Here is a 2,654-nt window from a genome sequence, read left to right as displayed (position 1 = left end):
AATATGTTCTGAAAGACGTAACGCCCCTTGAATTAATCTCAGAATTCTCTGTTTTTCACCAGAAAGCACAACATCAGAATTCAAAGCCAACTCATAATCTTCTATTAACGCCTGAATTTTAATTTCCAGATGGGAAACCTTCGCCTCAATAAAATCAAAATCAGTTAGCCATTGGTACAACTGCTCGAACCGACCCGCCTCAACCATGTGAGTTGGTAAATGCTTTAAGGCATAGTCCCTATCTTCCAACACCAGCCTATTTAAATGTTTCCTGATATCCTTAGTTTTGACACCGCCGCTAAAGTTATCGACAATTCTCGCCTTAATCTTATTAAGAAAAGTCATCCCCGTATGCCTGCACAATATCCTTGCGATAGAGGAAATCAGAGAAGCTTTGGTGATAGATGGTGTAGCGCGTTTCAGCATCAACCTGCACTTCCCGTAAAAACTGCTGCCATTCGTTGAGTACCTGCTGTACCCGCACAGCTTTCTCACCACATAACTCAGCTAGCAAACGCCGGGAAACAGGTTCTCGCAGTTCCGCTAAAAAATATACGATCGCAACTTTGTGCATCGGCAAGGGTTCATCCAGCATCCCCATCCGCCGCCAATGGTCTTCATAATACGCCATCAAACCTTGTGGCAGTTGGGCGATGGTCAAATCTGCGTACTTACCGCCTTCGATTTCCCCCAGCACATAGCGCAAATACATGAAATTGTTCTCACTTTTGTTCCCTAGCTGGGTGACAAAATCATCCACACTCAACCCTTGCCCATTAATCCATTCCCGTAGCTGGGGTGATTTCTGGGTGCGAGTACGAATGTAACTTTGGATATCTTGCAAACTTTCCGCTTGGTACTGCATCAAGTCGAAACGATGGGGAACGGGATTAACATTTAACGGTAGGGTGATTAATCGTTGCGTGAGAACAAAGTAAACTCCCTTGGGTAGGGTGACGGGTAGATAAAGAATATTGCTGCTTTTATGGTCAGTTTGGTCAACTTCATCGAGTGCATCAACCGCAATAACGAGCTTGTCCCCTGATTTAAGTTTGGCACTCGCTTCTTCTAATAATTTGGCGAGAAATTTACCATCTCGTGTAGCATCCGGTGGCAAGTTTAAGGGATAAGACAAGCTGTAGCGGGAAATAATTTGACTACAGACTCCCTGCAAAAATTGTTCAGCGCGATTGATAGCTTGAGAACGAATATTGAAATGAAACACGCATTTTGTGCGCCGCACATACTCAGCCAGAATAGCGCTTTTGCCTACACCAGGGTCTGCTTCAATGATAAAGTATCCCTTGCTCTGGCTGGTCAGGAAATCCTGTATCGCTTTAAACACAAATCCCCGCCCAACAAAGCCCTCGGTTTTTTCCTGAATCAGCGCTTGGAACTCAGGACGCACTCCCATTGGTGGAGATTTTTGCAACTGTTCTTTTAACTGCTTCACCTCCTGGGCAGCTTTTTTCGCATCAGCCGCACTCAGCAAACGCTCTATACTGTCCAAGGCGCGAAAGCTATAGTCATAGTCAAACACGTCATTATTATGCTTGACTTCGTTGCGTGTATTCCGTATTTCATAGAGCCAACTGCGTTCACGGTTATCAAGCTTGTTCCGTTCAAAGAACGCCTCGTTCCATTGGTCTAGCAATAAACTTATGACGGCAGCTGGGTCGCTCCATTTGAGGTCATTGTTGGCAAAGTAGTAATCTTCCAAACGCAGTGGTGCATCCTGCAACCAGTTTGAGCCGTATCTGGACTCCATCCTGCGCCTAATAAAAGGTTCCAGCGCTGGGGTCAAAATCTCTTCGAGTGCTTTATCCACCAACTGTTTATTCAGCCTGCGTGAACCCTGAGTCATATCATGTCCGGTTGATTACAGCAGTTCTCATTTGCGTGAGGTACATCAGAATAACCTAACCCCCCACCCCTTCCCTACGAGGGAAGGGGAGTAAGAATTAAAGCCTCTCTCCTTGTAGGAGAGAGGTTTGGAGAGAGGTCACAGTGTACCTTATCCAATCGAGAAGGGCTATAGCGCTCTTCTGTCACTCTCGCCAGAAAAAACTCTAGAAGCCTTACACAGAAAGCCTTTCACCCTTGGGACTTAAGACATAGGTTTCTATCAGGAAAGCGATCACTAGACTGTCCATTGAGTAGGGGTTTCATCAGTTGGCTGCTATTTTTATTTTCCGGGAGTGACAGAAGAGCGATAGTTACGAATTGTATGTTGGGTAGAGCGCAAGCGAAACCGAACACCAAGAGGTATGAATGTTGGGTTTCTTACCTCAACCCAACCTACGCCTATCCGTTTATTCAACTGGAAGTCACGACAAAAAAACAAAGCCCGCTTAGTAGCGGGCTTTATATCCATTAATCCCTAGACGACGATCTGATAAGGACTGGTCAATTTATCCAGTTGCTGAACCAGCAAACTGAGGAATAAACCAACATCCGTGACGACGCCGACGGATTCGACAGAACCACGATCGCTTAATTTTGTCACCACCGATGGGTTAATATCCACACACACCATCTTCACCCCCGCAGGTGTCATATTCCCCACCCCAATCGAGTGCAGCATACTGGAGAGCATCAAAATCATATCCGCCCCTTCCAACTGCTTGGCATACTCGGTTTGAGCTTTAATTAAA

The 2,654-nt window shown here is 45.7% G+C and carries 1 protein-coding gene and 2 pseudogenes; all 3 read right to left on the bottom strand.

Translation table 11 applies throughout. The annotated features are described in order from the left end of the window. Window positions 1-345: pseudogene (locus V6C93_RS10195) on the bottom strand (hypothetical protein); the annotation flags it as partial. Continuing rightward, window positions 332-1,864, bottom strand: a complete 1,533-nt coding sequence (locus tag V6C93_RS10190; protein ID WP_333476548.1) for a Swt1 family HEPN domain-containing protein — start codon at window positions 1,862-1,864, stop codon at window positions 332-334. The pseudogene V6C93_RS10195 and the gene V6C93_RS10190, both read right to left, overlap by 14 nt. Before the next feature lie 516 nt (window positions 1,865-2,380). Then, window positions 2,381-2,654 (bottom strand): annotated as a pseudogene (locus V6C93_RS10185) (fused N-dimethylarginine dimethylaminohydrolase/saccharopine dehydrogenase domain-containing protein); the annotation flags it as partial.

It is taken from the genome of Allocoleopsis sp., from assembly GCF_036703385.1.
In the GTDB taxonomy this organism is placed as follows: Bacteria; Cyanobacteriota; Cyanobacteriia; order Cyanobacteriales; family Coleofasciculaceae; genus Allocoleopsis.
Note: the sequence above shows the minus strand (reverse complement) of the source record. Positions and strands in the feature narration are given on the sequence as shown.

Bases quoted from the DNA above. Each gene is read 5' to 3' on its own strand.
- V6C93_RS10190 (WP_333476548.1), bottom strand. From the start codon at position 1,864: ATGACTCAGGGTTCACGCAGGCTGAATAAACAGTTGGTGGATAAAGCA.